This window comes from Marinibactrum halimedae, assembly GCF_021234875.1.
GTDB lineage: Bacteria > Pseudomonadota > Gammaproteobacteria > Pseudomonadales > Cellvibrionaceae > Marinibactrum > Marinibactrum halimedae.
Genome location: NZ_JAJQVM010000022.1, coordinates 54,793 through 79,220, shown reverse-complemented (window position 1 = coordinate 79,220; position 24,428 = coordinate 54,793). Strand labels below are relative to the sequence as shown.

Here is a 24,428-nt window from a genome sequence, read left to right as displayed (position 1 = left end):
ATCCATTTTCTAGTTAAGACGTATTGTCAAAAACACCAATAAGTCAAAAGTTAAGAAATTTTTCAGTTAGTTAGCTTACAAATAGCAGTAAAACTTAATTTTAAGGCAGACCAAAAAATTGAAACACCAGTCCACGAACTATGAGATCCCACAAAAATGTTTAAATTTTAATTACACATCCAAATTAGCCACCGCTAATGCATTGGTTTCAATGAAGTCACGACGCGGCTCAACATTATCCCCCATTAAAGTAGAGAACATTTGGTCGGCCCCAATTGCATCTTCAATTGTCACTTTGAGCATACGGCGTGTTTCTGGGTCCATGGTGGTTTCCCAAAGTTGCTCTGGATTCATCTCACCCAAACCTTTGTAACGCTGGATGTAGTAACCTTTTTTGGCTTCCGCCAGCAACCACGCCAATGCTTCATCAAAGTTCTGAATCTCTTTTTTACGCTCTCCCCGCGCAATATAAGCATCCGCTTCTAACAGCCCTTCTAGTTGCTCTCCTAGCTCATAAATAGCACGGTAGTCGTTGCTGTCGAAGAAGTCTTGTTGGAAGGTGTAATCGTGATCCACGCCATGCGCGGTAACTGTTACTGCCGGCACAAAGATACTGCGCTCACGATCTTGCTTCACAGAAACTCGATAGAGGGTTGCACCTGATTTTCCTTCACTGGCCAACTTACCTTGAAGGGACTCTACCCATTGGCTAACAGACGTCTCGTCAGAAAGCTGTTCAGATGGCAATCTTTTGGTGTAGATCAAAGCTTCTAACACTTCAGATGGGTACAGCTTGGAAAGACGTTCGATCCCTTTCATCACAGATTGATATTCATCAATCAACTTCTGTAGTGGCTCTCCCATCATGGCTGGTGCGCCTTCTGTCGCATGCAATTGAGCACCTTCCATCGCCGTTTGCATCAAGAAACCACTCAATGCTTCGTCGTCTTTCAGATATTGCTCTTGCTTGCCTTTCGCAATTTTATAGAGTGGTGGTTGAGCAATGTAGATATACCCCTGCTCAATCAACTCACGCATATGGCGAAAGAAGAAAGTTAATAACAAGGTTCGAATATGCGATCCGTCTACGTCTGCATCGGTCATGATAATAATGCTGTGGTAACGCAGTTTTTCGATGTTGAATTCAGACGCACCAATACCACAACCCAATGCCGTAATTAAGGTGCCCACCTCAGCACTGGAAAGCATCTTGTCGAAACGTGCTTTCTCAACATTCAGGATTTTACCTTTCAGTGGCAAAATCGCTTGTGTGCGTCTGTCACGCCCTTGCTTTGCCGACCCCCCTGCTGAGTCACCCTCCACCAAGTAAAGTTCGGAGAGCGATGGATCTTTTTCTTGGCAATCGGCTAATTTTCCAGGTAAGCCCGCAATGTCTAACGCCCCTTTACGACGAGTCATTTCTCGAGCTTTACGGGCAGCTTCTCGAGCACGAGCGGCGTCAATCATTTTGCCCACAATAGCTTTAGCATCGGCAGGATTTTCCATCAGGTAGTCGCCGAAGGACGATCCCATTTCTTGCTCAACCGCTGGTTTCACTTCAGAAGACACCAGCTTGTCTTTAGTTTGCGAAGAGAATTTAGGGTCCGGCACTTTCACCGAAATAATCGCGGTAATCCCTTCACGAGCATCATCACCAGTGGTGGAGACTTTGGCTTTTTTACCAATGCCTTCTTTCTCGATGTAGTTGTTTAACCCACGAGTTAACGCGGCTCTAAAGCCCGCCAAGTGGGTGCCACCATCACGCTGGGGAATGTTGTTGGTGTAGAGGAAAATATTCTCTTGGAAGCTATCATTCCATTGCAACGCCACTTCGACACCAATGCCATCTTCACGTTGATTTGAGAAGTGCAATACTTGGTTGATTGGGTTTTTATTTTGATTCAAGTGTTCCACGAAAGCTCTTAATCCACCTTCGTATTCAAACACTTCTTCTTTAGCGGAACGCTCATCGATCAGAACAATTCTGACACCGGAGTTCAAAAATGACAGTTCACGTAAGCGCTTTGCGAGGTAGTCAAAATGGAATTCGATATTGGTGAAGGTGTCCGCTGACGGTTTGAAGTGGATTTCCGTTCCGGTTATTTCTGTTTCACCAATTACATTGAGTGGCGACTGTGGAACACCGTGATGATAGGTTTGGGAGTACACATTACCAGCACGGCGAATGGTCAATTTCAGCTCGGATGACAACGCATTCACCACCGAAACCCCTACCCCATGAAGACCACCAGAAACTTTATAGGTGTTGTCATCAAACTTACCGCCCGCATGAAGTACCGTCATGATGACCTCTGCTGCCGATACACCTTCATCGTGCATTTCTGTCGGAATACCACGGCCATTATCCGACACCGAAACGGACTCATCCGGGTGAATTACCACTTTAATTTCAGAACAGAATCCGGCTAGCGCTTCATCGATAGAGTTATCGACAATTTCAAAAACCATATGATGTAAACCAGTGCCATCATCTGTATCGCCGATGTACATACCTGGTCGCTTACGGACTGCATCTAAGCCCTTTAATACCTTAATACTCGACGAGTCGTATGACGTTTCTTCTGTCATTTATGTCTGCTCCAGTTTACTCAAATTACTTTTATTTTAAGATTTTCGTTCTGTCACGGTTCCATGTTCCACGTGGAACATTTTATATAAAGTGCTTGGCTCTTTATCTAGATACTGTGTCAAATCATCAACTTCAATACCTGTAATAAAAACTTGACCACCAGTGTTGACAAGGTGTCTTAATAGCTCCTCTCGATGGTACTTATCTAACTCAGCAGGTAAATCATCCAATAAGAATACCGGGAACGTACCCTTCACTTTCGAATACGCTTCAGCGATAGATAAAAAGAGCTTTACCACCAAAGTCTTTTGCTGACCTCGAGACAACCAATCACTGACTTTTCGCCCTTTACTCCTAACCCAAAGATCAGCTCGATGTGGACCAATGTGGGTTGTGCCCGACTTAAGGTCTCTCTCAAAAGAACTTTTTAATGCTTCAGAAAGAGTCTCTTCTTCCGACCAACCTCGTTTGTACACAAGGTCAATGTTTTGTGTTTCATTATCCCATACCTTTAAAGAAGACAGTTGCTCATAGGCTTCTTTAAAATACGAATAGGTACGTGCTCTAACCTCATGTAGTTGTTCGCCCTGAGATACCATTTCCGCATCCCACGGCTCTAGGTCTGAATAGGTTATTTTACCACGTCGGAGCAAACTATTTCTCTGTTTCAATGCAGCGGTATATCGTTGCCACAATGCCAAAAAAGGATGTTCCACGTGGAACACAAGCCAGTCAAAAAACTTTCTTCGAATAGAGGGCGCCCCACTGATCAGAGAAAAACTGTCTGCATCAATGACTTGAATGGGTAAATATCTTGCCAACTCAGAGCTTTGCCGAGCACTTTGTTTATTCACCTTAACTGACGTTAAGCCTTTTCGCTCTTTCTGAACACCAATGGAAACAATAGTACCGTCACATTGGATAACTTCTGAGTAAACCACACCTTGATCGCAGTCAAAACGAATGATGGGAGAAGTAAGGTGAGAACGAAATGATCGTCCATGAGCAATTAATGAAATCCCCTCTAAAACAGAGGTTTTGCCGCTGCCATTAACACCTGAAAAAAAGTTAATCGTCTTGCAAGGATTGATATCAACAGCATGTAAGTTGCGGATATCTCGAATAGAAAGTCGGTTAATGACCATACACTGGCCATTAACCTTTTTGAAAGAAAGAAAAAAGAATAGAACCGTACAAAACAGTTACAGCCTCATAGGCATAACAACATATAGAGAATCACCGCCTTCGGCTTCTTCTAACAACGCGCTACTGTTTGAATCCGAAAGGGTAAACTTAATCTGTTCACTGCTTAATACATTTGCCACATCTTGAAGATAACTGACATTAAAACCAATTTCTAAAGTCTCACCAGCATAATCAACAGCAACTTGCTCTTCTGCCTCTTCTTGTTCCGGGTTATTCGCAAGTAAAGTGACCCAACTTTCTTCAAACAACATTCTGACACCACGATACTTCTCATTAGACAAAATCGCAGTTCTTGAGAATGCCTGTTTCAGTTCATTGCGAGAACCAATCACGGTTTTATCGCCGCCTTTTGGCAAAACACGTTCATAATCCGGAAACTTACCGTCAACAAGCTTTGAGGTAAACGTAAACGCTTCCGTATTCGCGCGTATCTGACTTTTACCGAGCGCCACTTCAATCACTTCATCCGAATCTTCCAACAGGCGAGCTAATTCAATAACACCTTTGCGAGGCAAAATTGATTGAGACTTTTCAGAGACTTGAACAGGAAGGTCATCCAAATCACACAGTGCAAGACGATGTCCATCTGTGGCAACAACACGCAATTTCCCAGAGGTTAATTCCCACAACATGCCATTGAGGTAATAACGAACATCTTGTTGCGCCATAGCAAAACTGGTTCGATCAATAATGCGCTTAATCGAACCTTGAGAGACAGAAAACCGAATATCCTCTTCACTTTCTTCTGTGGCAGGAAAATCTGAAGCAGGAAGTGTAGAAAGCTGAAAGCGACTGCGGCCACTTTTCACCAACACCCGTTGGTTTTCTTCACTAAAATCGATGACTGCGCCATCGGGCAAAGAACGACAAATATCAACCAACTTCTTAGCGGGAACCGTAATTTCAGCTTGACCATAATCTTGATCGAGCTCTATTCGTCCGACGATTTCAACTTCGGTATCCGTGCCGGTGAGAGAAAGACGATTGCCATCCAAGACCACTAATATATTCGACAAGACCGCCATGGTTTGTCGTCTTTCCACAACACCCGCCACCAACTGAAGTGGCCTTAACAACGCTTCTCGGGTAACCGTAAATTTCATGTAGTTTTACTCTTTACACACTCGGCCCCAATGCTTCCACCTCAGAGCCCCAAGACTAAATGCACTCCGACTTAGCGTAGTGACAATCCAATGGTTAAAATTTTGATCGATGAAGAAGGTAGATTAGGTCGTTAAAATTCGGAGAAGGTTTTTTACATCTTCTCTGATATCGCCATCCTGCTCTTTTAGCTCTTTAATCTTACGGCACGCATGTAACACGGTCGTATGATCTCGGCCCCCAAAGGCATCACCGATCTCGGGTAAACTGTGATTTGTTAACTCTTTTGCCAAAGACATCGCAACTTGACGTGGTCGTGCGACAGATCGGCTTCTTCGTTTTGAGTGTAAATCACTGACTTTAATTTTGTAATATTCGGCAACCACGCGCTGAATATTATCAATACTCACTTGTTTATCTTGCAACGCTAATAAATCTTTTAGGGCTTCACGCACCAAAGGCACATCGATAGGACGGCCTGTAAAGTGGGAGTTCGCAATGACTCGCTTAAGTGCCCCTTCTAATTCACGAACGTTTGAACGTATACGCTGAGCAATAAAAAACGCTGAATCATTCGGTAAATCCATGTTGACTTGCAGCGCTTTCTTTTTGAGGATGGCCACTCGCGTTTCCAACTCAGGCGGTTCTACAGCCACCGTTAAGCCCCAACCAAAACGGCTTTTTAATCGCTCCTCAACTCCTGTGATCTCTTTTGGATAGCGATCACAGGTTAAAATGATCTGTTGCCCACCTTCTAATAAAGCATTAAATGTGTGAAAGAACTCTTCTTGAGAACGTTCTTTCCCAGCAAAAAATTGAATATCATCAATTAACAATGCATCGACGGAACGATAATAGCGTTTAAAGTCATTAATCGCGTTCAACTGTAATGCTTTTACCATATCTGCAACGAAACGCTCAGAGTGCAAATACACCACCTTTGCACTGGGGTTTTTCTCGCGCATGGCATTACCCACCGCATGCATTAAATGGGTTTTACCTAACCCTACTCCACCATAAATAAATAGTGGGTTATACGCACCGCCTGGATTCAATGATACTTGCTGTGCTGCAGCAAGGCCAAGTTGGTTGGATTTACCCTCAACAAAGCTCTTAAAAGTAAAATTGGTGTTTAAATTTCCACCATGGCGAATCGCACCTTCCACTTGTGTAGTGCCAGTTAATCCAGTGTCCGCTGTCGCTTTCTTGGGTTGCACAGATTGACTTAACGCTTCGTGCAATTCTCCTGTTTTAGAACGAACAGAATTAGCACTAACAGAAGGGGCAAGCTGTACTCTCGAGTTCTCTAAAGAAGGCGTCTCTCGCACAACGGCGGCAGTAGTGGTTACAGCAGGTTCACCCTGTGAAAACAAATCTCCATTATTCTCTAGTGCCACTGTATTGGCCCCATTGATATCAGAGGGAGATTCCTGAACATGAGTCATACGACTGGATAGGACTTCCGCTGCTGAAGTGGTAGGCGCTTTACGCCGACTTTCCGTCCAACGGGAAGTTTGATTATTCACGGACCTTTCAAGGGATAGAGAGGAGGACTCACCAAAAGACGTGACATCATCTTGAGCTGACACAAAAGCATTTTGTTGAGGTTCAGCCGTGCCAGTAGACGCCCCTATAGACCGCCTGTGAATAAACTCTTGTTCATACTCAGACTCAGAGTCATAACATTGTGGTTCACGAGTGACTGTATGATCTGTAACGGCTTCTGGTGGAGAGGAGAACGAAGGCTTCTCAACAACCTCATTATCCGCATACCCCATAGAAGAATTGGCGATAGAAGAGTTAGAGGAGCCTCGAAGACCTCCTGAAACAGCTCTTCGTCTACGAATGGGTGGCGGACGACGGCCCGCAAAACGTCCACTGGAGCTGGCACTGACCACAATATCAATAGAGACATCATTGCCACTGGCATGAAATGACGCTAATTGTTTGATTCTCGCCATAAACTTAGCGTTAACCCAATCCAATACAAAACGATTAGGCGCAAGCAGACGCAACTGAGAAGCGGTGTCCGCCTCGACTTCAAGTGGCCGGATCCATGTATTGAACTGTTGTGAAGGCAACTCTTCTCGCAAGTTACTGACACATTTGTCCCATATTGCCACTGATTAACTCCCCCGGCGTTTACCACAGTCTTTCGCTCCTTTACACACAACATGAATAACATACACGTCAAAGAGCGTTAATGAATTTTGTAAGCGTTTCTTATTGGCTGGCTTTAGAGCCGTATTTTTCGGCGAAGAAACCTATAGAAGTTACCCAAGACACACCTTTTCTGGCTAATTCAAAATGAACAGCGCCATCGTCCAGTGCCGATGACAAAATATGAATACAAGCCAATATTATCGATACCGATTAAGGAGTGTTCTAAATTTTACAAACGTAATGATTGAAGAGGGTATGTGTTATGCCATACACAACCACTAGATATTTTAGGTGTGTACTCGTTGATAACGTATTCTACTGGCTAGATTAGCACTTATCCACACGATTTTTTTTTGTCATTTTCGTCAAATTAAAAAATATATATATTTTTCAAACACTTATAATAACTTACATTTTAAAAAAATTAACAATCAAAAATTAATTTCTCATATAAAAAAACTATATCTGTGGATAAACTGTTTATAAAAAGTACGTAATATATTGATAAGTCATCAATCATACTTCTGTACAGGTTTTCGCCATAAATCAGTTGCGATTCGCTTCATCATTCTTTAAAATCCCGCGACTTTTCAGGCCCTGGTCGTATGGCTGCCGTTTTTGCGAACACTGATCACCTAAGCGTGATACGAAACGTTGGCTGCCGGGAATATTGATGAAACATTAAACTCCGCAGGTAATTTCGATGAAAAGAACTTTTCAACCCAGTGTTTTAAAACGTAAGCGTAACCACGGTTTTCGCGCTCGTATGGCAACCAAGAACGGTCAAAAAGTATTGGCTCGCCGTCGTGCTAAAGGTCGTAAGCGTTTAGCGGCCTAATTATTGTTATCGCCTTTCTTTAGTCTGCTGGTATTTATTTTTGTTAACCTTCGGTAAACATCTTCGACTCCTAAATGCCAGCGACTACAAGCCTGTGTTTGACCAGGCTGATTTCCGGGTATCTCATCCCAATCTTCTTTTCCTTGCTCGAGCTAATACTACAGGCTATCCACGTCTTGGCATTGTCGTCGCAAAAAGAAACGCACGAAAAGCCACTGAACGTAACCGCATTAAACGACTTATTAGAGAGAGCTTCCGCCTAAGGCAACACCAATTGCCTCATTTAGATGTTATAGTTCTCGCCCGTCGTGACTTGGATACATTGAACAACGCCACCATATCTAAAATCTTAAAAAAACAATGGCAACGTTTATCCAATAAGAGTAAAGCTACACCGAACACTGGGAAGTCTTAATTAAACCACTAGGCATCGCTGGTAGTTAATCAATGACTCAAATTCTATTGGCACTGATTAAAGTTTATCGCTATCTTGCCAGCCCTTGGGTAGGCAACCAATGCCGGTTCTATCCCACGTGTTCCATGTATGCAGAAGATGCCATTAAAATTCACGGCCCTGCCAAGGGTTGCTATTTATCGATCCTCCGGATTTTACGTTGTAACCCCTGGAGTAAAGGTGGATTAGATTATGTGCCTGGCAGTATTGATGATGAAGACACCAAACCGCATTGCGAACACAACACAAATGAATGATGTGTACGCATCACCAAATCTAATCTCTCCAACGGGAATACAACATAAGGCGCTGCCATTAACCAGCATGGGAAAGTTATGACAAATACTGCAGTAAAGAATTTTGACTGGCAGAGATCATTGTTGATCGTTGGGATCTTATGTATCTCTGTATTATTGATTCGAGAGTGGGTTGCTTTTGATAAAGTTTACGAAGCTGAACGCACACAACAACTAGCTTCAGTAGCCAATACTACAGCGCTCATCCCAGATGGCACTGATAGCGATACACCAACGTTAGCATTACCAGACACTAGCACCACTGATAGCGCAGGTGACGTGCCTACTCTACCAAAAGCAGGAGGGGCCACTATAGCTCAACCTGCTGCCAATCAAGAATCTCTCATTACGGTAAAAACAGACACTTTCCAAGCCACCATTGATACGTTAGGTGGTGATTTAGTCAACGTGGCTTTGGTAAAACACTACAGTGACTTGGAATCCCGCGAGCCGTATGTGATGTTACAGCGGGATCAATTTAACCAATATATTGCACAAAGTGGTTTAATTGGGGAAAACGGTACCGATAGCAATGGTAACCGCCCGGTGTTTTCAGCGTCGAAACAAACCTTCACACTGGAGGAAGGTAAAGACAGCCTGAATGTTGACCTGACCTTCTCGAAAGACAACATTGAGATTACCAAGCGATACACCTTCAATCGTAATGACAATCTAATTCAACTGGAATACATCATCGAGAACAACACGGAGAGCGAATGGTCCGGTGCTTTGTATGGTCAAATAAAACGCAACGATTTCGCTCCTATTGAACCTTCAGCTTCATCTCTGGGTATGCAACCGTACCTAGGGGCAGCCGTTACAACCCCAGATGAGCATTACAAAAAACTGGATTTTGAAGACTTAGCCAAGTCCAGTTTTACCCTAAGCCAAACCGGCGGATGGGTCGCGATGGTACAACACTATTTCATTAGTAGCTGGATTCCACCGCAGCAAAGTAAAAATCATTTTCGTTTATTGAAGTCTGGGGATCACTTCCTACTAGGCTTCAATACCAGCCGCTTTGTGATTCCTCCTGGCGAGAAACGTTCGGTAACTTCCGGTTTCTACGTCGGCCCTAAAGACATTGATCGATTGGAAGAAATTTCACCCTACCTAGACCTAACCATTGATTACGGGTGGTTATGGTGGATTGCAAAACCACTCTTCCACGCTTTGGATGCAATCCACAGTGTGATCGGCAACTGGGGTTGGGCCATTATCATTTTAACTATTGGTATTAAAGCACTGTTCTATTACCCCAGTAACATCAGCTATCGCTCCATGGCGGGAATGCGTAAATTACAACCCAAAATGGCAGAGCTTAAAGAGCGCTACGGCGATGACCGTCAACGTATGGGCTCTGAACTAATGAAGTTGTATCGAGACAGTGGGGTGAACCCCATGAGCAGTTGTCTACCGATTTTGATGCAAATGCCGGTGTTTTTAGCTTTATATTGGATGTTGTTTGAAAGTGTTGAGTTACGTCATGCACCCTTTGTTGGTTGGATCAATGACCTTTCCGTCATGGACCCCTACTTTATCCTTCCCCTCATCATGGGGGCGACCATGTGGATTCAGCAGCGTCTGCAACCCACCCCAGCAGACCCAACTCAAGCAAAGGTCATGCAATTTATGCCTGTCCTCTTCACTGTAATGTTTATCTTCTTCCCAGCCGGTCTTGTACTGTATTGGGTGGTCAACAATACTTTATCCATTATCCAAATGTGGTGGGTAAACCGATTGGTGGCAGGCAGCACAAAATAATCTTTCTTACATAGAAAGAAACCATTAAAGGAGGCAATAAGCCTCCTTTTTTGCATTGAATCTCAATCGAGTCTTTCTGCCATTACTCTTCCAGTGAACTCTTTGCCCATCAGATTAAAGAATGAATTAGGTCATCTCATGTCGATTTACACAAAAGACACCATTGCTGCCATTGCTACCGCACCAGGACGTGGCGGTGTAGGTATTGTCAGAATCTCTGGGCCGAAAGCATTAGAAATATCTGAATCTATTGCCAAACTCTCCCCTACTCCCCGCCATGCGCATTTTGCCACGTTCAAATCCTCCGATGGCTCCACTCTCGACGAAGGCATTGTGTTGAGTTTTCCAGGTCCACATTCCTTTACCGGGGAAGATGTGGTTGAACTGCAAGGCCATGGCGGCCCCGTGATTCTCGATCACTTACTCAAAGAGGTACTTGATCATGGTGCTAGAATGGCTCGACCCGGTGAATTTTCAGAACGCGCTTTCCTCAACGACAAGTTGGATTTAGCGCAAGCAGAAGCCATTGCAGATCTCATTGATGCCAATAGCCACGCCGCCGCCGCCGCCGCGATGAACTCGCTGCAAGGGGTCTTTTCACAGAAGGTGCACGGCCTAGTTGAATCCCTCATTGCTTTACGTATCTATGTTGAAGCGGCCATTGATTTTCCAGAGGAAGAAATCGATTTTTTAACGGATGGAAAAGTCGAAAACGACCTTAGAAATATATTAAGTAATCTAGAAGGCGTTCAACATCAAGCTCGTCAAGGAACCATTATTCGCGAAGGTATGAACGTCGTCATCGCTGGACGCCCCAATGCAGGAAAATCCAGTTTGCTTAATGCACTGGCCGGAAAAGACAGTGCTATCGTGACCAACATCGCTGGCACCACCCGCGATGTGCTACGAGAACATATTCATATTGACGGAATGCCTCTACATATCATCGATACAGCAGGCTTAAGAGACTCGCCAGACGAAGTTGAAAGAATTGGTATCGAAAGGGCTTGGGAAGAAATACATAAGGCCGATCGTATTCTAATGGTTGTCGACAGCCAAGCCGAACACCCAGAACATCCAAGGGATGCATGGCCTGAATTCTTCGACAAACTGGAAAGGACCGATCACCTTAGCTTGGTCTATAACAAAATTGACTTGTCCAATTTATCCAATGACCACGGAGAACTGGACGGTGTCCCCTGTTTTTTTATCTCGGCAAAACAGGGGGAAGGCCTAGTGTCTTTAAAGGAGCACCTGAAGAACACCATGGGATTTCAAGGCACGACAGAAGGCACATTCACGGCTCGTCGACGTCACCTAGAAGCACTCCAAATCGCCAAAAATGCATTGGATACCGGCTTAACACAGTTATTTGATCACGCTGCCGGGGAGTTACTCGCCGAAGACCTTCGGGCTGCCCAGAATGCGTTATCGGAAATCACCGGAGAATTTACCTCCGATGACCTATTAGGTCGTATCTTCTCCAGCTTCTGTATTGGTAAGTAACCAATCGCTATTTTATTCAATGGCATGTGTTGATAAATAACCGTGCTATTGATTTCTTCCTTAAGTATTCACACCCCTTTCTTCCATTCTTGAATCTCCTCAATCTAAGAAGCTTCCAGACGTTGTACGGTATTTACCACCAATTTCCCCACAGCCTGTATACAACTATCAATTTATCCTTCTTACATCACACCTTATAAGCAATTTATAACGAGGTTATCCCAAGCTTAATCGATCATTATCTCAATATTTTATAAAGGCATATAAAATTGTCCGTAATATGTGTATGAACTTGGTATTAGATGTTAAATATTAAAAAGAAAATGTTGCACGATGAGTGCGCTCAATATTGCACACATCTCTTTCACACATTTTAAGCTGCTTTTTACGTGTGATATTAGTAGAGTTATCATTTATATAAGCTTTTGATTTTATTGATTTTTTTTTAATTATCCTATGATTTTGACTTCCTAAATAAACATTACATTTATCTTTCAACACGCACCTATATACTTAATCTAAGTTCTATTCTTTTATTCAATAACAATTCTTTTCTACTTTTGACTTAAACATTTTGATTGACGACTATTAGCTCGTATAATGCGCACCCCCTGAATTTCTGTCCTCTTTGATCAACAACTGTGTGGTATTAACTCATGGATTACCCGGCTGAATTTGATGTCATTGTGATTGGCGGTGGTCATGCTGGTACAGAAGCGTGTTTAGCTTCTGCTCGCATGGGATGCCAGACCCTTTTATTAACACACAACATCGATACACTTGGACAAATGTCGTGTAATCCAGCCATCGGCGGTATTGGTAAAAGCCACTTGGTTAAAGAGATTGATGCGCTTGGTGGCGCTATGGCAGTAGCAACGGATAAAGCTGGTATTCAATTTAGAGTATTGAACGCACGTAAAGGCCCAGCAGTACGTGCCACACGGGCACAAGCAGATCGAACTCTCTACAAAGCAGCTATTCGCGAAATCTTAGAAAATCAGCCCAATCTTCATATATTCCAGCAAGCAGCGGATGACTTAGTCGTTGAAGGTGGCCGAGTAGTTGGGGTGATGACTCAAATGGGTCTTACATTCTTCGCGAAAACAGTCGTGCTGACCACTGGTACTTTTTTGGGTGGACGTATTCACATCGGCATGGACAATTATCAGGGTGGTCGAGCCGGTGACCCACCAGCTCAGGCGCTAGCTGAACGTTTACGTGAATTACCGATTACTGTAGACCGCTTAAAAACGGGTACACCTCCGCGTATTGATGCGCGCACGGTGAATTTTGATGGCTTAGAAGAACAATGGGGTGACACCCCACTACCTGTCATGTCTTATTTGGGCTCTATCGAAGATCATCCACAGCAAACCTGCTGTTGGATTACGCATACCAACAAACATACTCATGACGTCATTCGCAGTGGTTTTGATCGATCCCCAATGTTTACCGGAGTCATAGAAGGCGTTGGACCTCGATACTGCCCTTCTATTGAAGATAAAATCAATCGCTTCGCAGATAAAAACTCCCATCAAATCTTCATCGAACCAGAAGGTTTGACGACGAATGAACTTTACCCAAATGGAATATCCACAAGCCTCCCTTTTGATGTGCAGCTTGCGGCTGTTCGCACTATTAAAGGGTTTGAAAATGCGCATATTCTACGTCCAGGTTATGCCATTGAATACGATTACTTTAATCCACAAGAGCTGAAATATTCTTTGGAGAACAAGTTTATCGATGGGTTGTTTTTTGCTGGACAAATCAACGGCACCACCGGCTATGAAGAAGCGGGTGCTCAGGGGCTTTTGGCCGGTTTGAATGCCGCATTGCAAGTGCAAGGTAAAGAGCCTTGGTGCCCACGCCGTGATGAAGCCTACATAGGTGTGTTAGTGGATGACCTGATAACCCTTGGCACCAGCGAACCTTATCGCATGTTTACCAGTCGGGCTGAATATCGATTGCTCCTGCGAGAAGATAATGCTGATACTCGTTTAACACCGAAAGGTCGTGAGTTAGGGCTGGTGGACGATGATCGCTGGCAGCGTTTTTGTGAAAAGCGGGATGCTGTTGCACATGAAGAGCAGCGTTTAAAAAGCACATGGGTACAGCCAACCAGTGAGGCTGCGCGAAATTTGGCACCGAAGTTAAAGTCGCCTTTAACACGAGAGTACAGCTTGATGGATTTGCTCAAGCGCCCTGAACTGAACTACAAAGATATAGTCAGTGCTCATAATTGTGCTATGAATATTGAGCCTAATCCAGTTATGGAAGAGGTGGCCGAGCAAGTGGAAATCTCCGCAAAATATGCTGGTTATATTGCGCGGCAATTGGAAGATATTGAGCGTTTGCGAGCCCATGAGAATACCGCTATACCAAAGAACTTCGATTATGAAACGGTAGAAGGTTTGTCCAACGAAGTGAAACAAAAGTTGATGGACGCCAGGCCCGAAACCTTAGCGCGTGCATCCCGCATTCCCGGTATCACTCCTGCTGCGGTATCATTGCTGATGGTCTATCTAAAAAAGCGCGGTTTATTGCGCGCGACCAAAACATCAACAACGGTATCAACAGCTGGGTAAACAGTAGGGTAGTTTGTGACACAACACGATTTAAAAAAGCGCCTCGAACAGGGGGCGTTGCAAATGCAAATAGAGTTAAGCACAGCCCAAGTTGATTTACTGATTCAATACGTAACGCTTTTTCACAAATGGAACAAAACCTATAATCTCAGTGCCATTCGAAATATTGAAGAGGTGGTCGATCGGCATATTCTCGATAGCCTTTCCGTGTTCGCTTATTTACCCCAAGGAGCTCAACGATTTATCGATGTGGGTACTGGTGGTGGCCTCCCCGGAATCCCGCTAGCGATTGTACGGCCGGATATGCAAGTTACCATGCTGGATAGCAACGGTAAGAAAACCCGGTTTTTGTTTCAAGTATTGCTAGAGTTAGGGTTGAAAAACGCAGCGGTTGTGAATGAGCGTGTAGAACGCTATCAGCCAGATATGTTGTTTGATGGGGTGATCAGCCGAGCTTTTGCCAGCTTATGGGACATGGTTTCAGGTTGTGAACACTTACTTCATTGTGAAGGTTTTTTCTGGGCCATGAAAGGGGTTTATCCACAGTCTGAGATAGAGGAATTGCCTGAGCGTTTTCAGTTAGAGCAATCCTATGAAATTCAGGTGGCTCGATGTGATGGACAGCGACATCTGTTGAAGTTGTCGAAACAATCAGCCTAACACTGCCTAAGTGGTGTTAATTGCTTGGGTTCTCACCTTTATTCACGGTTTACATCCTGTCTACCGTGCCACACAATTTACAATATTCGCCGACTATCAGAGTAGAATACAAAACTAAGTGGCTAGTCCGGTAATTATAAACACACTGATATAGCGTTTAGGTTTGATCATTAGGGTGAAGACATTGAGAAAAGTGTTTGCAATCACAAATCAAAAAGGCGGCGTTGGTAAAACCACCACCTGCGTGAACTTGTCAGCATCACTGGTTGCCACTAAGAAAAAAGTTCTCATGATTGACCTCGACCCTCAGGGCAATGCCACTATGGGAGCTGGGGTGGATAAAAATGATGTCGAACACACCATTTATGATGTCTTAGTGGGTAATTGCAACGCAGAGCAAGCGTTATCTCCCTCTAGCGCAGGTTTTGATCTTTTGCCTGCGAATGGCGATTTAACGGCGGCAGAAGTTGAGCTCTTAGACATTGCCAATAAAGAACAGCGCTTGCGTAAAAGCTTGTCAAAAATTCGAGATCAGTATGACTTTATCCTGATTGACTGCCCGCCCTCATTGAATATGCTCACGGTAAATGCGTTGACGGCCTGCGATGGGGTCATTATTCCCATGCAGTGTGAGTACTATGCCCTAGAAGGGTTATCGGCGTTAGTGAATACGGTGAATCAAATTCAGAAATTACTGAACCCTGCCCTTCAAATTGAAGGTATTCTTCGAACGATGTACGACCCTCGAAATAGCCTTACCAATGATGTGTCTGCTCAACTTTCAGATTATTTTGGTGAGCGTTTATATCGAACTTGTATCCCTCGAAATGTTCGCCTAGCCGAAGCCCCGAGCTATGGTTTACCTGTGTTGTCTTACGACAAACAATCCAAAGGTGCGATTGCTTATCTTGCGCTTGCTAAAGAAGTGCTCAAACGTCATGCGTTGGAAGAAAAGCAAACCATCGAGGCGTAAATTATCCGTAAATCTTTCGATATGCCTCTCGTTGCAGGGTTAGATTTAACTTTTTTATTATTGATTAATCATTTGAGACAGTTATGGCAGCAAGACGAAAAGGGTTAGGACGAGGGTTGGATGCTTTGCTAGGTGGAATATCAGATAAGGCAGAATCCACCAATGAAGCCATTGCTGCGGTAACCTCCCCAACCCCTGACAACAACGGTAAATTGGTAGAGTTACCCGTAGAGTTTATTGAGCGCGGCAAATATCAGCCTCGTCGGGATATGAACCCAGAAGCATTGGAAGAATTGGCAGAATCCATTCGTGTACAGGGTGTGATGCAGCCTATTGTTGTTCGCCCTATTGCCGAGTCGCGTTACGAAATTATTGCGGGCGAAAGGCGCTGGCGTGCTACACAGCTGGCCGAGTTGGATAAAATCCCCGCTATTATTCGGGATGTGCCGGATGAAGCGGCCATTGCAATGGCGTTGATTGAGAATATTCAACGGGAAGATTTAAACCCGGTTGAAGAGGCCATCGCTTTAAAACGGTTACAGGATGAATTTGAGCTTACCCATCAGGAAGTGGCTGAAGCCGTTGGAAAATCTCGCACTACTGTCACTAACTTATTACGTTTGTTAAGTCTCACCGACGATGTTCGAAAGCTTTTGGAGCATGGCGATATCGAAATGGGGCATGCACGATGTTTACTGACTTTAGGTGCTTTGGCACAAAGAGAGATTGCTTCGCAAATTACCAGTAAAGGTTTATCGGTGAGGCAAACCGAAGCATTAGTTCGACGGATTCAACAGGAAGAGAGTAAACCCAAAGAAGAAAAAAACACCAATCCAGATATCCATCATTTGGAAGAAGGCTTGTCTGCGAAAGTGGGCGTTCCTGTCTCTGTGCAACACTCTGCGAGTGGCAAAGGTAGGTTAATTTTAAAATATAATAATTTGGATGAGCTGGATGGCATCTTGGCTCACCTTCGCTACACTGACATGAACGACTAACTTATTGCCCAATTTAGGCATAAAATTAAACAATTTACTCTCATCTGTCGGAATTGTACGTACAAAATGTCAGTAAAACGCCTTTGTTGAACCGCTTGATAATAACCCCTATAATTCCGCACGCTCTGAAAAGGCGTCAATTGAGATTCAGTAAGATAACTCAATGGTCGTGAACATTACCGTACTCATAATTAGAGTGGGGTTACATGACAATAATAGTGGTTAATAAGACATTTATCTGAATCTACGCTATTGCAAATTTAGATGTTACCGAACCATTTCAGAGCAGTTGTATTGAGCGTTTTAACAGTAAAAGAAAAAAAGAAAGAGCTTAGGCATAAAGATAGGAAGAGCGGCCTGACCAGTTTCCAGCAGCCAAGGTTCTGCTATGGTTAGTATCAAAAAGCCGCCGGTATACCGCATCTATCAATCACAGCTTCTGATTTTGCTGAGTGTTGGAGTCTGTACATATTGGCTCGACCTGGTTGTGTCCTACTCGATTGTATTGGGGGGCTTACTCAACATCATCCCCAATGCCTACTTTGCTTACTATGCGTTTCGAATAATGGGTGCGAAGCAGTCTGAAAATGCTTTGCGCATGATATACCGAGGGGAAATCGGCAAATTTAGCCTGACTATCATGGGCTTTGCGATCATCTTCGTAACCGTGAAAAAGCTACATTATGGTGCTTTATTCGGTGCCTATGCCTCTTGTTTGGTATTGCATGCTTGGTTTGCACAGCATGTAATCAGTGAGCGTCATAGGTAATAACACAGTTTACTTCTGTTCTCTTTTGCCCATTTTAGGACTCACCGCTTAGGAATAGCGCAATCGTTATTGCTTATTGAAAGTAGTAATGAATAAGCAAATTTGAGTCCAAATTGAGAGTGATTCAGTAACCGAAAGAGAATAGACGACCCGTTTCTTTTTGTTTTAGGTGCAATAAAAATATGGCCAGCGAAGCGCAAACCTCGACAAGCTATATTCAGCATCATCTCCAAAACATGACCTATGGTAAATTACCGGCTGGTTATGAGCGTGTGGATGCTGAAGGTAAAATACATGTTCTAGAGCACGATACATGGACTCTAGCCCATTCTTCTCAAGAAGCCGCCGATATGGGTTTTATGGCGCTTCACCTTGATACGTTGGGTTGGTCGATATTTCTGGGAGCTCTCTTTTGTTTCTTCTTTGCTCGTGTCGCTAAAAAAGCCACTGTTGGAAAGCCCACCGGAGTTCAAAGCTTTGTTGAGTTGGTAGTGAGCTTTGTTGACAACACCGTTAAAGATATTTTTCATCATAAAAATCGCATGATTGCCCCGATGGGATTAACCATCTTTTGCTGGGTTTTCTTGATGAATTTAATGGACCTAGTACCTATCGATTGGTTGCCATTGGCCGCCGCAAAGATCTCAGGTGATGATCATTTGTTCTTTAAAGTAGTCCCCACCACCGACCCCAATGCCACTCTGGGTATGGCAATCAGTGTTTTTGTATTGATGGTTTTCTTCAGTATCAAACAAAAAGGCCTGGTTGGTTTTATTAAAGAACTTACCCTCCATCCATTCCACTCCGGTAAGTGGTTTGTGGATATTTTCTTAATCCCCATCAACTTTATTCTTGAAACCGTTTCCTTGATCGCTAAGCCTATCTCTCTCGGTTTGCGACTATTTGGTAACTTGTACGCTGGTGAGATGATCTTTATTTTGATTGCCTTGATGTTCAGTGCAGGCCTCTTCTTAGGTATCTTTGGCGGCGTTTTACAATGGGGTTGGGCAGTATTCCATATTCTAGTTATTACCTTGCAAGCGTTTGTTTTCATGGTACTGACGACCGTTTACATGGCCATGGCACATGACCACGGCGATGAGCATTAATAACAATTATTTTTCCACAATTCTTTTTATTTCAGTTCTAAAAACTAGGAGATAACAATGGAAGCATTAGGTTTGGTTTACGTAGCAGCAGCGCTTTTGATCGGTTTGGGTGCATTAGGCACGGCAATCGGTTTCGGTTCTTTGGGTGGTAAGTTGCTTGAAGGTTCTGCGCGTCAACCAGAGCAAGGCCCTGCTTTGCAAGGCAAAATGTTCCTTATGGCGGGTCTTTTGGATGCGGTTCCAATGATCGGTGTTGGTATTGGCATGTACTTGATCTTCGTTGTAGCACCTGGCTTGACGTCTTAAGTTATCGTCCCTTTGCTTAACCCCATTTCATTTATTGAGCAAGAGGTGTTGGTGTGAATATCAACCTGACTTTAATTGGACAGTCCATCACTTTCTTCGTCTTCGTTGCGTTTTGTTGGAAGTACGTTTGGCCTGCGTTGATTTCCGTAATGGAAGAGCGCGAACAAAAAATTGCTGCTGGTTTGGAAGCAGCAGAGCGTGCTGACAAAGATCTTGAGTTGGCTCAGAAAAAAGCCACTGAACAATTGCGTGAGGCTAAAGAACAAGCCGCTGCAATTGTGGAGCAGGCAAACAAGCGTGCTACTCAACTTATCGACGAAGCGAAAGAGCAAGCGGTTGCCGAAGCTGATCGTGTAAAAGCGGCGGCGGAAGCAGAAGTAGAACAAATGACCAATCGTGCGAAAGAAGAGTTGCGCGGTAAGGTCGCTGCATTGGCTTTGGCAGGTGCATCTCAAGTTCTTCAAGCAAATATCGATGAAGCGGCAAACGCTGAATTGGTCAATAAGCTCGCCGCTGAGCTGTAAGTGAGGACGATATGGCTGAACTAACAACACTCGCCCGTCCCTATGCTAGAGCAGCGTTCGAGTATGCCCGTGAGGCAAGCGACCTGCAGGGGTGGTCGGAAATGTTGTCGGTTATGGCCGCTGTTTCCCAAGCGGATGCCGTGAAAAAAGTCATGGCATCGCCGACTCAAACAGCAGCGCAGAAAGGTGAAACCTTTGTCGAGCTTTGCGGCGACGCAGCGAACGAGAAAGGTCAAAACTTTATCCGTAACCTGGCAGCGAATAAACGCCTCGAGTTACTTCCGGCAATCCATGAACTCTTTGATGTGTTCAAGGCGCAATTAGAAAAATCCATTGATGTCGATGTCATCAGTGCATACCAATTGCCCGGTGAGGTACTCGACAAATTGGCGAAAGCATTAAGTACCAAGCTCAATCGCGAAGTCTCCGTTCAAGGTGATGTTGACCCATCACTGATTGGCGGTGCGCTCATTCGCGCCGGAGATACCGTTATCGATGATTCGGTGCGCGGCCGCTTGGCTAAACTCGCCGAAGCAATGAACTCCTAATCTATTAGGGTAGGAACGAGCATGCAGCAACTGAATCCTTCTGAAATTAGTGAAATCATCAAGAGTCGTATCGATTCTCTTGATGTAAAAAGCGAAGCCCAAAACGAGGGCGTCGTCGTTTCGGTGACCGACGGTATTATCCGTATTCACGGTCTGGCCGATGCGATGTACGGGGAAATGATCGAATTCGAAGGCAATGTCTATGGCTTGGCTTTGAACTTAGAACAAGACTCCGTTGGTGCGGTTATTTTGGGTGACTACCAAACCGTTGCCGAAGGTCAAAAATGTAAATGTACTGGCCGTATTCTTGAAGTCCCTGTGGGTAATGAATTATTGGGCCGCGTGGTTGATGCGCTGGGTAACCCAATTGACGGTAAAGGCCCATTAGGTACGTCTCAAACTGACGCGATCGAAAAAATCGCACCGGGTGTAATTGCCCGTCAAGGTGTTGATCAGCCTGTACAATTAGGTTTAAAAGCTGTTGACTCAATGGTTCCTGTTGGTCGTGGTCAGCGTGAGTTGATTATTGGCGACCGCCAAACAGGTAAAACCGCTATTGCTGTAGACGCCATCATTAACCAGAAAGGTTCTGGCATTAAGTGTGTTTACGTTGCGGTTGGCCAGAAAGCGGCTTCTGTTGCGGCTGTGGTTCGTAAATTGGAAGAGCATGGCGCCATGGATCACACTATTGTGGTTGCGGCAACCGCTTCTGATCCTGCATCCATGCAATTCTTGGCTCCGTTTGCCGGTTGTACCATGGGTGAATACTTCCGTGATCGCGGTGAAGACGCATTGATTATTTATGATGATTTAACCAAGCAAGCTTGGGCTTATCGTCAAATTTCTTTGCTATTGCGTCGTCCTCCAGGTCGTGAAGCTTATCCTGGTGACGTGTTCTACTTGCACTCTCGTTTGTTGGAGCGCGCTTCTCGCGTTAACGCTGACTACGTTGAGAAATTCACCAATGGTGAAGTAAAAGGCCAAACCGGTTCTTTGACGGCATTACCGATCATTGAAACCCAGGCAGGTGACGTTTCCGCATTCGTACCGACCAACGTAATCTCGATTACCGATGGCCAGATCTTCCTTGAAACGGATTTGTTTAACTCGGGTATTCGTCCAGCGATGAACGCCGGTATTTCGGTTTCTCGTGTTGGTGGTGCAGCCCAGACTAAGATTGTTAAGAAGCTTTCTGGTGGTATTCGTACCGCATTGGCTCAGTACCGTGAATTGGCGGCATTCTCGCAATTCGCTTCTGACTTAGACGAAGCCACGAAAGCACAGCTTGATCATGGTGAGCGTGTTACTGAGTTAATGAAGCAGAAGCAATTCCAGCCTCTTTCTATCGCAGAAATGGGTGTGGTGCTTTATGCGGCGAACGAAGGTCATTTAAAAGACGTTGAAGTCGCGAAAATTGGCTCCTTTGAAGCTGCCCTACTCTCTTACATGAATTCAGAGCATGCTGAATTGATGGGCAAAATTAATGAGAGCGGTAGCTACAACGACGAGATTGAATCCAGCTTTAAAGCGGCAATCGAGAAGTTTAAGGCCACGCAAACTTGGTAAGCGTTTTTACCCGGGCTATCGCCTAATCGATAACCTGGGTAGAGCACTTTCGTGTTATTAACAGACGAAGATTCGAGGGCCTCTTATGGCAGTCGGAAAAGAAATTCGTACTCAGATCTCGAGCATTAAAGGTACGCAGAAAATTACCAGCGCTATGGAAATGGTAGCGGCGAGTAAAATGCGTAAAGCTCAAGACCGCATGGAAACCGGCAAGCCCTATGCGCAGCGCATTCGCGCCGTGGTAGGTCATATTGCTAATGCGAACCCTGAGTACCAGCACTTATATATGCAGCAACGTGAAGTAAAACGCGTTGGCTACATTATCGTCTCCAGTGACCGTGGTTTGTGTGGTGGATTAAACATCAACCTATTTAAAGCTGCGTTGTCATCCAGTAAAGAGTGGGCAGATCAAAACATCGAAGCAGACTTTGCATTAATTGGTGCAAAGGCGGCGGCGTTTTTTAATTCTGTCGGCGGTAACGTTGTGGCTTCTGTTCGTGATTTAGGGGAATCCCCCGCCGTTGCTGATTTAATTGGCAGTGTGAAAGCCATGTTAAACGCTTACTCGGAAGGAAAAATCGACAAGTTGTATTTAGTGGGCAATGAGTTTGTGAATACCATGACTCAAAAGCCTTACGTACAACAATTACTTCCACTGGAAGCTGAAGAAAACGAAGACTTAAAACATCATTGGGACTATTTATACGAGCCTGATGCTGAAGAGTTACTCGAAGGTTTGTTGACCCGTTACGTTGAGTCACAGGTTTACCAAGCGGTTGTAGAAAACGCAGCATGTGAACAAGCTGCGCGTATGATTGCAATGAAGAATGCAACCGATAACGCTGGTGATCTGATCAATGACTTGCAACTGGTGTACAACAAAGCGCGCCAAGCGGCAATTACGCAAGAATTGTCAGAAATTGTGAGTGGTGCGGCAGCGGTCTAACCATACCGTTGTATTGCAAAACAAACATCGAGTTAAACCGAATTTAGATTTTGAATTTTATATTTAAGAGGATCCGGAAATGAGTAGCGGACGCATTGTGCAAATTATTGGTGCCGTTATCGACGTGGAGTTTCCCCGTGATTCCGTACCTAAAGTCTACGACGCATTGACTGTTGCCGAAAAAGGGTTGACTTTGGAAGTGCAACAACAGTTGGGCGACGGTGTGGTACGTGCGATCGCTATGGGATCTTCCGAAGGCGTGAGTCGTGGCTTGGCGGTCGAGAATACGGGTAACCCAGTTTCTGTACCGGTTGGTACTGAAACCCTTGGTCGTATTATGGACGTATTGGGTAACCCCATCGATGAGGCGGGTGAAATTGGTGAGCAAGCCAGAATGCCAATTCACCGTAAAGCCCCTGCTTACGATGAGCTATCGTCTTCAGCAGAATTGCTGGAAACCGGTATTAAAGTAATCGACTTGGTTTGCCCATTCGCTAAGGGTGGTAAAGTCGGACTGTTCGGTGGTGCTGGTGTAGGTAAAACCGTAAACATGATGGAGCTGATCAACAACATCGCGAAAGAGCACAGTGGTTTGTCTGTGTTTGCGGGTGTGGGTGAGCGTACTCGTGAAGGTAACGACTTCTACTACGAAATGAAGGAGTCTAACGTTCTCGATAAAGTGGCCATGGTTTACGGTCAGATGAATGAGCCCCCCGGTAACCGTTTACGCGTGGCGTTAACCGGTTTGACCATGGCGGAAAAATTCCGTGACGAAGGTAAAGACGTACTGTTGTTCGTTGACAACATTTACCGTTACACCCTTGCGGGTACAGAGGTATCTGCATTGTTGGGTCGTATGCCTTCAGCGGTAGGTTATCAGCCAACCTTGGCGGAAGAAATGGGTGTGCTTCAAGAGCGTATTACTTCTACCAAAACCGGTTCGATTACCTCTGTACAAGCGGTATACGTTCCTGCGGATGACTTAACGGATCCAAGCCCTGCAACGACCTTCGCTCACTTGGATTCTACCGTTGTATTGAGTCGTGATATTGCGGCGAAAGGTATCTACCCTGCGGTGGATCCTTTGGACTCGACTTCTCGTCAGCTTGATCCATTGATCATTGGTAATGAGCACTATGATATCGCTCGTGGTGTTCAGTCTGTTCTTCAGCGCTATAAAGAACTGAAAGACATCATTGCCATCTTGGGAATGGACGAGCTTTCTGAAGAAGATAAGCAGATCGTTGTTCGCGCACGTAAAATCGAACGCTTCTTGTCTCAGCCTTTCCATGTTGCCGAGGTCTTTACTGGTGCGCCTGGTAAATACGTTTCCTTGAAAGAAACCATCCGTGGCTTCCAAGGTATCTTGGCTGGCGAGTACGACGACCTACCAGAACAAGCGTTCTACATGGTCGGTACTATCGATGAAGCTGTCGAAAAAGCCAACAACATGAAGTAATTCAAATGGGGTGAATTCCCCATTTGTTGTCACTCTTTCGTCTGCTTAAATCACATCTAATTTAATG

General features: G+C 44.6%; 21 protein-coding genes. 17 read left to right on the top strand and 4 right to left on the bottom strand.

The window, feature by feature from the left end; all coding sequences use genetic code 11:
- Nucleotides 1-171 precede the first annotated feature (171 nt).
- From gyrB to dnaA, 4 genes are all read right to left on the bottom strand, one after another.
- The gene (gene gyrB, locus LU351_RS13495) at nt 172-2,589 is read right to left on the bottom strand and encodes a DNA topoisomerase (ATP-hydrolyzing) subunit B (RefSeq protein ID WP_232594610.1); all 2,418 of its coding nucleotides are present in this window, start codon (nt 2,587-2,589) and stop codon (nt 172-174) included.
- Nucleotides 2,590-2,625: 36 nt separating this feature from the next.
- Nucleotides 2,626-3,735, bottom strand: coding sequence for a DNA replication/repair protein RecF (recF, locus tag LU351_RS13490; protein ID WP_232594609.1), 1,110 nt, complete (start codon nt 3,733-3,735; stop codon nt 2,626-2,628).
- A 57-nt stretch (nt 3,736-3,792) separates the two neighbouring features.
- Nucleotides 3,793-4,899 (bottom strand): DNA polymerase III subunit beta, encoded by a 1,107-nt coding sequence (gene dnaN, locus LU351_RS13485; RefSeq protein ID WP_232594608.1) that lies wholly within the window; start codon nt 4,897-4,899, stop codon nt 3,793-3,795.
- A gap of 123 nt (nt 4,900-5,022) precedes the next feature.
- Nucleotides 5,023-7,020: a chromosomal replication initiator protein DnaA gene (dnaA, locus tag LU351_RS20945; RefSeq protein WP_332840161.1), complete on the bottom strand. Its 1,998-nt coding sequence runs from the start codon at nt 7,018-7,020 to the stop codon at nt 5,023-5,025.
- 743 nt (nt 7,021-7,763) lie between these two features.
- Here dnaA and rpmH point away from each other — a divergent pair.
- The 17 genes from rpmH to atpD all read left to right on the top strand — a co-directional run bounded on the left by rpmH (nt 7,764) and on the right by atpD (nt 24,361).
- Nucleotides 7,764-7,898 (top strand): 50S ribosomal protein L34, encoded by a 135-nt coding sequence (rpmH, locus tag LU351_RS13470; protein WP_232594607.1) that lies wholly within the window; start codon nt 7,764-7,766, stop codon nt 7,896-7,898.
- Nucleotides 7,899-7,938: 40 nt separating this feature from the next.
- Nucleotides 7,939-8,313, top strand: coding sequence for a ribonuclease P protein component (rnpA, locus tag LU351_RS13465; RefSeq protein ID WP_269783452.1), 375 nt, complete (start codon nt 7,939-7,941; stop codon nt 8,311-8,313).
- Between the two features lie 32 nt (nt 8,314-8,345).
- Nucleotides 8,346-8,609, top strand: a complete 264-nt coding sequence (yidD, locus tag LU351_RS13460) for a membrane protein insertion efficiency factor YidD (RefSeq protein ID WP_232594606.1) — start codon at nt 8,346-8,348, stop codon at nt 8,607-8,609.
- Between the two features lie 78 nt (nt 8,610-8,687).
- Nucleotides 8,688-10,412: a membrane protein insertase YidC gene (gene yidC / locus LU351_RS13455; RefSeq protein ID WP_232594605.1), complete on the top strand. Its 1,725-nt coding sequence runs from the start codon at nt 8,688-8,690 to the stop codon at nt 10,410-10,412.
- A gap of 138 nt (nt 10,413-10,550) precedes the next feature.
- Nucleotides 10,551-11,918 (top strand): tRNA uridine-5-carboxymethylaminomethyl(34) synthesis GTPase MnmE, encoded by a 1,368-nt coding sequence (gene mnmE, locus LU351_RS13450; RefSeq protein WP_232594604.1) that lies wholly within the window; start codon nt 10,551-10,553, stop codon nt 11,916-11,918.
- A 656-nt stretch (nt 11,919-12,574) separates the two neighbouring features.
- Nucleotides 12,575-14,503, top strand: coding sequence for a tRNA uridine-5-carboxymethylaminomethyl(34) synthesis enzyme MnmG (gene mnmG, locus LU351_RS13445; RefSeq protein ID WP_232594603.1), 1,929 nt, complete (start codon nt 12,575-12,577; stop codon nt 14,501-14,503).
- Nucleotides 14,504-14,518: 15 nt separating this feature from the next.
- Nucleotides 14,519-15,163, top strand: a complete 645-nt coding sequence (gene rsmG / locus LU351_RS13440) for a 16S rRNA (guanine(527)-N(7))-methyltransferase RsmG (protein ID WP_232594602.1) — start codon at nt 14,519-14,521, stop codon at nt 15,161-15,163.
- A 184-nt stretch (nt 15,164-15,347) separates the two neighbouring features.
- The gene (locus LU351_RS13435; protein WP_232594601.1) at nt 15,348-16,136 is read left to right on the top strand and encodes a ParA family protein; all 789 of its coding nucleotides are present in this window, start codon (nt 15,348-15,350) and stop codon (nt 16,134-16,136) included.
- A gap of 83 nt (nt 16,137-16,219) precedes the next feature.
- Nucleotides 16,220-17,134: a ParB/RepB/Spo0J family partition protein gene (locus tag LU351_RS13430; RefSeq protein WP_232594600.1), complete on the top strand. Its 915-nt coding sequence runs from the start codon at nt 16,220-16,222 to the stop codon at nt 17,132-17,134.
- 388 nt (nt 17,135-17,522) lie between these two features.
- On the top strand, nt 17,523-17,903 hold the full coding sequence (locus tag LU351_RS13425) for an ATP synthase subunit I (protein ID WP_232594599.1): 381 nt from the start codon (nt 17,523-17,525) through the stop codon (nt 17,901-17,903).
- 182 nt (nt 17,904-18,085) lie between these two features.
- Complete coding sequence (gene atpB / locus LU351_RS13420; RefSeq protein WP_232594598.1) at nt 18,086-19,012, top strand: F0F1 ATP synthase subunit A; 927 nt, start codon at nt 18,086-18,088, stop codon at nt 19,010-19,012.
- A 57-nt stretch (nt 19,013-19,069) separates the two neighbouring features.
- On the top strand, nt 19,070-19,318 hold the full coding sequence (gene atpE / locus LU351_RS13415; RefSeq protein ID WP_232594597.1) for a F0F1 ATP synthase subunit C: 249 nt from the start codon (nt 19,070-19,072) through the stop codon (nt 19,316-19,318).
- A gap of 53 nt (nt 19,319-19,371) precedes the next feature.
- Complete coding sequence (locus LU351_RS13410) at nt 19,372-19,842, top strand: F0F1 ATP synthase subunit B (RefSeq protein ID WP_232594596.1); 471 nt, start codon at nt 19,372-19,374, stop codon at nt 19,840-19,842.
- An 11-nt stretch (nt 19,843-19,853) separates the two neighbouring features.
- On the top strand, nt 19,854-20,390 hold the full coding sequence (locus tag LU351_RS13405; RefSeq protein WP_232594595.1) for a F0F1 ATP synthase subunit delta: 537 nt from the start codon (nt 19,854-19,856) through the stop codon (nt 20,388-20,390).
- Nucleotides 20,391-20,411: 21 nt separating this feature from the next.
- Nucleotides 20,412-21,956, top strand: a complete 1,545-nt coding sequence (atpA, locus tag LU351_RS13400) for a F0F1 ATP synthase subunit alpha (RefSeq protein ID WP_232594594.1) — start codon at nt 20,412-20,414, stop codon at nt 21,954-21,956.
- Nucleotides 21,957-22,041: 85 nt separating this feature from the next.
- Nucleotides 22,042-22,902: a F0F1 ATP synthase subunit gamma gene (gene atpG / locus LU351_RS13395; protein ID WP_232594593.1), complete on the top strand. Its 861-nt coding sequence runs from the start codon at nt 22,042-22,044 to the stop codon at nt 22,900-22,902.
- A 79-nt stretch (nt 22,903-22,981) separates the two neighbouring features.
- Nucleotides 22,982-24,361, top strand: coding sequence for a F0F1 ATP synthase subunit beta (gene atpD / locus LU351_RS13390; RefSeq protein ID WP_232594592.1), 1,380 nt, complete (start codon nt 22,982-22,984; stop codon nt 24,359-24,361).
- The last annotated feature ends 67 nt before the right edge of the window (nt 24,362-24,428 follow it).

Excerpts from the sequence above, each read along its gene's own strand:
- atpA (WP_232594594.1), top strand. The coding sequence starts at position 20,412 with ATGCAGCAACTGAATCCTTCTGAAATTAGTGAAATCATCAAGAGTCGT.
- atpD (WP_232594592.1), top strand. The coding sequence starts at position 22,982 with ATGAGTAGCGGACGCATTGTGCAAATTATTGGTGCCGTTATCGACGTG.
- LU351_RS13405 (WP_232594595.1), top strand. The coding sequence starts at position 19,854 with ATGGCTGAACTAACAACACTCGCCCGTCCCTATGCTAGAGCAGCGTTC.
- yidD (WP_232594606.1), top strand. The coding sequence starts at position 8,346 with ATGACTCAAATTCTATTGGCACTGATTAAAGTTTATCGCTATCTTGCC.
- atpE (WP_232594597.1), top strand. The coding sequence starts at position 19,070 with ATGGAAGCATTAGGTTTGGTTTACGTAGCAGCAGCGCTTTTGATCGGT.
- gyrB (WP_232594610.1), bottom strand. The coding sequence starts at position 2,589 with ATGACAGAAGAAACGTCATACGACTCGTCGAGTATTAAGGTATTAAAG.
- rpmH (WP_232594607.1), top strand. The coding sequence starts at position 7,764 with ATGAAAAGAACTTTTCAACCCAGTGTTTTAAAACGTAAGCGTAACCAC.
- atpB (WP_232594598.1), top strand. The coding sequence starts at position 18,086 with ATGGCCAGCGAAGCGCAAACCTCGACAAGCTATATTCAGCATCATCTC.
- LU351_RS13425 (WP_232594599.1), top strand. The coding sequence starts at position 17,523 with ATGGTTAGTATCAAAAAGCCGCCGGTATACCGCATCTATCAATCACAG.
- yidC (WP_232594605.1), top strand. The coding sequence starts at position 8,688 with ATGACAAATACTGCAGTAAAGAATTTTGACTGGCAGAGATCATTGTTG.
- recF (WP_232594609.1), bottom strand. The coding sequence starts at position 3,735 with ATGGTCATTAACCGACTTTCTATTCGAGATATCCGCAACTTACATGCT.
- dnaN (WP_232594608.1), bottom strand. The coding sequence starts at position 4,899 with ATGAAATTTACGGTTACCCGAGAAGCGTTGTTAAGGCCACTTCAGTTG.
- LU351_RS13430 (WP_232594600.1), top strand. The coding sequence starts at position 16,220 with ATGGCAGCAAGACGAAAAGGGTTAGGACGAGGGTTGGATGCTTTGCTA.
- mnmG (WP_232594603.1), top strand. The coding sequence starts at position 12,575 with ATGGATTACCCGGCTGAATTTGATGTCATTGTGATTGGCGGTGGTCAT.
- mnmE (WP_232594604.1), top strand. The coding sequence starts at position 10,551 with ATGTCGATTTACACAAAAGACACCATTGCTGCCATTGCTACCGCACCA.
- atpG (WP_232594593.1), top strand. The coding sequence starts at position 22,042 with ATGGCAGTCGGAAAAGAAATTCGTACTCAGATCTCGAGCATTAAAGGT.